This is a genomic window from Streptomyces sp. NPDC000151 (assembly GCF_040301705.1).
Classification (GTDB): domain Bacteria; phylum Actinomycetota; class Actinomycetes; order Streptomycetales; family Streptomycetaceae; genus Streptomyces.
In genome coordinates, this window is sequence record NZ_JBEPFC010000230.1 from 1 (window position 1) to 7183 (window position 7183).

Here is a 7183-nt window from a genome sequence, read left to right on the forward strand (position 1 = left end):
ACGCGGTGGACGTGGCCGCCGGGTACGCCGCCAACCTGGACGGCGCGGTGCTGCACGGCATCCAGCCCTCGGCCCTGGTGGCCGACATCAGCAGCGGCATCAAGGCCGACCGCGGCGACCACGAGGACAGCGGCGCGACGACGGGCACCGCCGTACCGCCCGCGCGCGGCGCCGAGCCGCCCGCCGCCTCCCCGGAGCGTTCCTCCTCGGTCCCCGACTTCACCAAGCGCGCGCCGGAGCCCGCCTCCGACCTGCCGCCGCGCGCCGAGCAGCTCCAGCTGGCCGGCGACATCACGTATGCGCTGCCCTCGCTGGACCTGATGGAGCGCGGCGGGCCGGGCAAGACCCGCAGCGCGGCCAACGACGCGGTGGTGGAGTCGCTGACCAAGGTGTTCCAGGAGTTCAAGGTGGACGCCGCGGTCACCGGCTTCACGCGCGGCCCGACGGTCACCCGGTACGAGATCGAGCTCGGCCCGGGCGTGAAGGTCGAGAAGATCACCGCGCTGGCGAAGAACATCGCGTACGCGGTGGCCAGCCCGGACGTGCGGATCATCAACCCGATCCCGGGCAAGTCCGCGGTCGGCATCGAGATCCCCAACAGCGACCGCGAGATGGTCAACCTCGGGGACGTGCTGCGCTCGGTCGCCTCGGTGGGCGACGACCACCCGATGGTGGTCGGGCTCGGCAAGGACGTCGAGGGCGGCTACGTCTCGGCGAACCTGGCGAAGATGCCGCACGTCCTGGTCGCGGGCGCCACCGGCTCCGGCAAGTCCTCCTGCATCAACTGCCTGATCACCTCGGTCATGGTCAGGGCCACGCCGGAGGACGTACGGATGGTGCTGATCGACCCCAAGCGGGTCGAGCTGACCGCGTACGAAGGCATCCCGCACCTGATCACGCCGATCATCACCAACCCCAAGCGGGCCGCCGAGGCCCTGCAGTGGGTGGTGCGCGAGATGGACCTCCGTTACGACGACCTCGCGGCGTACGGGTACCGGCACATCGACGACTTCAACGAAGCGGTGCGCAGCGGCAAGGCGCAGGCCCCCGAGGGCAGCGAGCGCGAGCTGTCGCCGTATCCGTACCTGCTGGTGATCGTGGACGAGCTGGCGGACCTGATGATGGTCGCGCCGCGGGACGTGGAGGACTCCATCGTCCGGATCACCCAGCTGGCGCGCGCGGCCGGCATCCACCTGGTGCTGGCGACGCAGCGCCCGTCGGTGGATGTGGTCACGGGCCTGATCAAGGCGAACGTGCCCTCGCGGCTCGCCTTCGCGACCTCCTCGCTGGCCGACAGCCGGGTCATCCTGGACCAGCCGGGGGCGGAGAAGCTCATCGGAAAGGGTGACAGCCTGTTCCTGCCGATGGGGGCGAGCAAGCCGACCCGTATGCAGGGCGCCTTCGTGCAGGAGGCGGAGGTCGCGGCGGTGGTCCGGCACTGCAAGGAGCAGATGGCCCCGGTCTTCCGCGACGACGTCACGGTCGGGCAGAGCAAGAAGAAGGAGATCGACGAGGACATCGGCGACGACCTGGACCTGCTGTGCCAGGCGGCCGAGCTGGTCGTCTCCACGCAGTTCGGGTCCACGTCGATGCTGCAGCGCAAGCTGCGGGTGGGGTTCGCGAAGGCCGGGCGGCTGATGGACCTGATGGAGTCGCGGGACATCGTGGGGCCCAGCGAGGGCTCCAAGGCGCGCGATGTTCTGGTGAAGCTGGAGGATCTGGAGGGAGTGCTTGCGGTGATTCGGGGGGAGGCTCACTGACAAGTCACTCGAAAGAGATCGCAAGCAACCGTTTCTTCTGCCGATACGTCAAGTTGATGGAAGAGACGGATCGACGCGCGACCGTCGGGCTCTCGGTGCGCACCGGGGAGCCTTCCGATGGCGTACAAAGTCCGCTCTCCCGCTTGCCCGACCCTTTCGGTACACCCCTAGACTGAACATCCAGCAGGTGGCTACACGCTCGAAAGGCGCCCCCGTGTCCATCGGCAACTCCCCTGAAGACGACCGGCCTTCCGTCGGTCGTGTCCTCCAGCAGGCCCGCGTCGACGCCGGACTGACCGTCGACGAGATCAGTACGACCACGCGGGTGCGCATCCCCATCGTGCACGCGATCGAGCAGGAAGATTTCTCGCGCTGCGGCGGGGATGTCTACGCCCGCGGCCACATTCGAACACTCGCGCGTGCGGTAGGCCTCGATCCGGCCCCGCTGATCGCCCAGTACGACGCCGAGCACGGCGGCCGGCCCGCGCCGACCCCGGCGGCGCCGCTCTTCGAGGCGGAGCGCATCCGCCCCGAGCCGCGCCGTCCGAACTGGACGGCGGCCATGGTCGCCGCGATCGTTGCCGTGATCGGTTTCGTCGGGTTCACGCTGTTCAGCGACGGCGACAAGAGCCAGGAGGCCTCCGTCGCCGACGGTCATGTGGGCGAGAGCCCGACCGTCAAGCCGTCCCCGACCAAGACCGCCAAGCCCGCCGACCCCAAGCCCGATCCCTCGGACAGCGCCATCGCCGGCCTGCCGAAGGACAAGGTGACCATCAAGATCACCGCGCGCGACGGGCAGAGCTGGATCTCCGCCAAGGACGCCAACGGCAAGCTCCTGGAGGACGGCCTGCTCCGCAAGGGCGAGTCCAAGACCTTCACCGACAAGAAGCGGATCGACCTCGTCCTCGGTAACGCCGGAGCCGTACAGCTGTACGTCAACGGCAAGGAGGTCAAGGAGATCGGCGACAAGGGCTCCGTGGAGCGCCTGAGCTACACCCCGGGTGATCCGCAGGCCGGCTGACCGAGCGCCCGCCGTCTTCCGGGGAAACGCCGGGAAAACGCCCGTCGCCCCTCCAGGAGAGGCGGCGGGCGGCTGTATGACCGGGCGCGGGGCGGTGCGGGGAACCCTCCCAGGCATGGGGACGTCCGGGACGAAGTAGGCTGGGCGCCATGCCCGAACGCCGTACCGTCGCCCTTGTCACTCTTGGCTGCGCCCGTAACGAGGTGGACTCGGAGGAGCTCGCAGGCCGCCTGGCAGCGGACGGCTGGGAGCTCGTCGAGGAAGCCGCCGAAGCCGATGTCGCCGTCGTCAACACCTGTGGTTTCGTCGAGGCCGCCAAGAAGGACTCCGTCGATGCCCTGCTGGAAGCCAACGATCTGAAGGACCACGGCCGCACCCAGGCCGTGGTGGCCGTGGGCTGCATGGCCGAGCGGTACGGCAAGGAGCTGGCCGAGGCGCTGCCCGAGGCCGACGGCGTGCTCGGCTTTGACGACTACACCGACATCTCCGGCCGCCTCCAGACCATCCTGAACGGCGGCAGCGTCGAGGCCCACGCTCCCCGTGACCGGCGCAAGCTGCTGCCGATCAGCCCCGCCGAGCGCCAGGGCGCCGGGGTCGCACTCCCCGGCCACGGTGACGCACTGGAGTCCGCCCCCGAGGACCTGCCCGAGGGCGTCGCGCCCGCCTCCGGGCCGCGCGCCCCGCTGCGCCGCCGCCTGGGGAACAACCCCGTCGCCTCGGTGAAGCTCGCCTCCGGCTGCGACCGCCGCTGCTCCTTCTGTGCCATCCCGTCCTTCCGCGGCTCCTTCATCTCGCGCCGCCCCTCGGACGTGCTGGGCGAGACCCGCTGGCTGGCCGAGCAGGGTGTGAAGGAGGTCATGCTGGTCTCCGAGAACAACACCTCGTACGGCAAGGACCTCGGCGACATCCGCCTCCTGGAGACGCTGCTCCCGGAGCTGGCCGCCGTCGACGGCATCGAGCGCGTCCGGGTCAGCTACCTCCAGCCCGCCGAGATGCGGCCCGGGCTGATCGACGTCCTGACCGGCACCGACAAGGTCGTTCCGTACTTCGACCTGTCCTTCCAGCACTCCGCTCCCGGTGTGCTGCGCGCCATGCGCCGCTTCGGGGACACCGACCGCTTCCTGGACCTGCTCGCGCAGATCCGTACGAAGGCGCCGCAGGCCGGTGCCCGCTCGAACTTCATCGTCGGCTTCCCCGGGGAGACCGAGGCGGACTTCGCCGAGCTGGAGCGCTTCATCAGCGAGGCGAGACTCGACGCCATCGGCGTCTTCGGGTACTCCGACGAGGACGGCACCGAGGCGGCGGGGTACGAGAACAAGCTCGACCCCGACGTGGTGGCCGAGCGCCTGGCGCACCTCTCCCGGCTGGCCGAGGAGCTGACCGCGCAGCGCGCCGAGGAGCGCCTGGGCGAGACCGTCTCCGTGCTGGTCGACCGGGTCGACGACGAGGACGGCGTGGTGGGCCGCGCGGCGCACCAGGCCCCGGAGACCGACGGCGTCACCCTCCTCACGACCGGCCAGGACCTGGCCCCAGGTCGTATGGTCGAAGCAAAGGTGGTGGCGACCGAGGGCGTGGACCTCGTCGCGGAGCCGCTGCCGCTCAGTGCCGAGCACGGCGCCGGGTGTCCCGAGGAGGCGGGCAGATGACCGGAGTCCCGGCTTCCGCCGCAGGTGCTTCCGCCGCCGGCGGGGCCGGACGGCCGAAGACCGTCCGGCGGCAGGCCGGGCTGTGGAACATCGCCAACATCCTCACGATGCTGCGGCTGGTCCTGGTACCGGCCTTCGTGCTGCTCCTGATGCACGGCGACGGGTACGACCCCGCCTGGCGCTCGTTCGCCTGGGCCTCCTTCGCCGTCGCCATGATCACGGATCTCTTCGACGGGCATCTGGCGCGCGCGTACGACCTGGTCACCGACTTCGGGAAGATCGCCGACCCCATAGCGGACAAGGCGATCATGGGCGCCGCGCTGATCTGCCTGTCGATCCTGGGCGACCTGCCCTGGTGGGTCACCGGAGTGATCCTCTTCCGTGAGCTCGGCATCACGGTGATGCGCTTCTGGGTGATCAGGCACGGAGTCATCCCGGCCAGCCGCGGCGGCAAGATGAAGACGCTCGCCCAGGGGACCGCGGTCGGGATGTACGTCCTCGTGCTCACCGGCCCGCTGGCCACGCTGCGCTGGTGGGTGATGGCGGTGGCCGTGCTGCTGACCGTCGTCACGGGCCTGGACTACGTGAAGCAGGCCGTCGTACTGCGCCGGGCCGGGCTGGCCAAGTCGCGCGAGGCCCTCCGGGCGCGGTCCGGTGAGGAGCCCTCCGGTCGGGGGTCGACGCGGTGAGTGGTGGTACGGAGGCTGCGCGCGGGTCCCAGGAAAGCTCTGAGACGCGCGCTGACGGCCTCGACGCGTCCGCCGGGCCTTCTGCCGCCTCCGGCGCCCGGGAGGGCGCTGCGCGGGCGCTGGCGGCGTTGACGGAGCGCGGGCAGACGCTCGCCGTGGCCGAATCCCTGACGGGCGGCCTGGTCGCGGGCGAGTTCACCGCGGTTCCCGGTGCCTCCCGGTGCTTCCGGGGCTCGGTCACGGCGTACGCGACCGAACTGAAGAGCCTCGTACTGGGTGTGGACGGCGCGCTTCTGGCCACCCGTGGTGCGGTGGACGCCGATGTCGCCCGCCAAATGGCACGGGGTGTACGACGCGTGCTCGGCGCCGACTGGGGTATTGCCACAACAGGGGTCGCCGGCCCCGACCCGCAGGACGGGCAGCCGGTCGGCACGGTCCACGTCGCGGTCACCGGGCCCGACGGTGAGGGAAAAGTGCGCCGACTGGCGTTGCACGGGGATCGCGACCGGATCCGCCGGGACAGCGTCATCGCAGTAGTGGATCTGCTGTTGAGCGAACTGACAGAAAATGCGCGGGCAAAGGATACGGAACATCACGGGGGTATCTGATGTTTACAGCCCTGAGTGAACACGAACTCGCTCCCGGCACGGCTGAGGCCCGAGGCGGTACGGTGGGGCGAGAAGGATCCGGATCCGAGGTCCGAGGAGGGAGCCAGCGATGATTCTGCTCCGTCGCCTGCTGGGTGACGTGCTGCGCCGACAGCGTCAGCGTCAAGGCCGCACCCTGCGCGAGGTCTCCTCCTCCGCCCGGGTGTCGCTCGGCTATTTGTCCGAGGTCGAGAGGGGGCAGAAGGAGGCTTCCTCCGAGCTGCTCTCGGCGATCTGCGATGCGCTGGACGTACGGATGTCCGAGCTCATGCGGGAGGTCAGCGACGAGCTGGCACTCGCGGAGCTGGCCCGGTCCGCGGCCGCGAGCGAGCCGGTGCCGACGCCGGTGCGCCCCACGTTCAACGCCGTGTCCGTCACTTCGCTGACGGGCGTTCCCGAAGAGCGCGTGACGATCAAGGCTCCCGCGGAGGCCGTGGACGTCGTAGCGGCCTGACCGCGCGGTCCCGGAGATCGCTTGCAGGCATGAAGAAGACCCTGGTGGGCACTGGCCCACCGGGGTCTTCGTGTTGCCGGAGCGTGTTGCCGCAGCGTGTTGCTGGAGCGGGAGCGCGCCACGAAGATCCTCGTCCGAACTGCGGCTTTTCCTGTGATGGGGCATCGTTTGTACGATGGCCAAAACGGACCATTCGCTTTGAAACGGGAGTAATACATGCCTGTCGTCAACAGCACGCTGTCCGAGAGCGACTGCAAGACGGTCGGCGACGCGCTTCAGGGAGCGCTGGTGGACCTGGTCGACCTGTCGCTCCTCGCCAAGCAGGTCCACTGGAACGTCGTCGGCCCGCGCTTCCGGTCCGTCCACCTCCAGCTCGACGATGTCGTCGCCAGCGCACGCGGCCACGCCGACACGGTGGCCGAGCGCGCCTCCGCGATCGGCGTGAACCCCGACGGTCGCGCCGAGACGGTCGCGAAGACCAGCGGGATCGGCGCCGTCGACGCCGGCTGGATCAAGGACAACGACGCGGTGACCACCCTCGTACGGGCGCTCGGCTCCGTCATCGAGCGGATGCGGGAACGCATCTCCGCCACCGACGAGCCCGACCCCGTCACCCAGGATCTGCTGATCGGTCTCACCGCCGACCTGGAGAAGCATCACTGGATGTTCCAGGCCGAGGCGGCCTGAGGCGCTCTCCGGTGGTTCGATCGCTTCCGCCCCGTAGTGCCGGGAGCTGACTGCGGTCCGACAGCCGGTGACAGACTCCGGAGCCGGATCGGACCGGTCGGGGAACGGTTCCGTCCGAGCGCGTGTCGTGCGTTGCGGAACGCGCCGTTCGTGCCCCGGTGCGCCCTCCCGCCGGAGGGTCATGGCCGACTACCGTCGACCGGAGGAGGCAGTCATGGCATGGCGCGGCTTCTTCTCCCGGCACCCGGTCCGGGGCGCGGGCGCCGAGCCGCCCGGGAC

Annotated in this window: 7 protein-coding genes; all 7 read left to right on the top strand. The window is 70.1% G+C overall.

The genetic code is table 11. The features are described 5' to 3' along the window. On the top strand, window positions 1-1760 hold a 1760-nt coding region (locus ABT381_RS34245; RefSeq protein ID WP_351601500.1), incomplete at its 5' end, for a DNA translocase FtsK. Between the two features lie 214 nt (window positions 1761-1974). After that, complete coding sequence (locus tag ABT381_RS34250) at window positions 1975-2781, top strand: helix-turn-helix domain-containing protein (RefSeq protein WP_351601503.1); 807 nt, start codon at window positions 1975-1977, stop codon at window positions 2779-2781. A gap of 149 nt (window positions 2782-2930) precedes the next feature. Beyond that, complete coding sequence (gene rimO / locus ABT381_RS34255; protein WP_351601505.1) at window positions 2931-4427, top strand: 30S ribosomal protein S12 methylthiotransferase RimO; 1497 nt, start codon at window positions 2931-2933, stop codon at window positions 4425-4427. Continuing rightward, a complete protein-coding gene (gene pgsA, locus ABT381_RS34260) occupies window positions 4424-5116 on the top strand; it encodes a CDP-diacylglycerol--glycerol-3-phosphate 3-phosphatidyltransferase (RefSeq protein WP_351601507.1) in 693 nt (230 codons plus the stop codon). Before rimO ends, pgsA begins: the two co-directional genes overlap by 4 nt. 119 nt (window positions 5117-5235) lie before the next feature. Beyond that, complete coding sequence (locus ABT381_RS34265) at window positions 5236-5724, top strand: CinA family protein (protein WP_351601515.1); 489 nt, start codon at window positions 5236-5238, stop codon at window positions 5722-5724. Window positions 5725-5833: 109 nt separating this feature from the next. Then, complete coding sequence (locus ABT381_RS34270; protein WP_030260616.1) at window positions 5834-6217, top strand: helix-turn-helix domain-containing protein; 384 nt, start codon at window positions 5834-5836, stop codon at window positions 6215-6217. 216 nt (window positions 6218-6433) lie between these two features. Further along, window positions 6434-6904 carry a Dps family protein gene (locus tag ABT381_RS34275; RefSeq protein ID WP_351601512.1) on the top strand — a complete coding sequence of 157 codons (471 nt, stop codon included), beginning with the start codon at window positions 6434-6436 and terminating at the stop codon, window positions 6902-6904. The last annotated feature ends 279 nt before the right edge of the window (window positions 6905-7183 follow it).

What these genes read in the sequence shown, in the direction of transcription:
- rimO (WP_351601505.1), top strand. Translation starts at nt 2,931, where the DNA reads ATGCCCGAACGCCGTACCGTCGCCCTTGTCACTCTTGGCTGCGCCCGT.
- pgsA (WP_351601507.1), top strand. Translation starts at nt 4,424, where the DNA reads ATGACCGGAGTCCCGGCTTCCGCCGCAGGTGCTTCCGCCGCCGGCGGG.
- ABT381_RS34270 (WP_030260616.1), top strand. Translation starts at nt 5,834, where the DNA reads ATGATTCTGCTCCGTCGCCTGCTGGGTGACGTGCTGCGCCGACAGCGT.
- ABT381_RS34275 (WP_351601512.1), top strand. Translation starts at nt 6,434, where the DNA reads ATGCCTGTCGTCAACAGCACGCTGTCCGAGAGCGACTGCAAGACGGTC.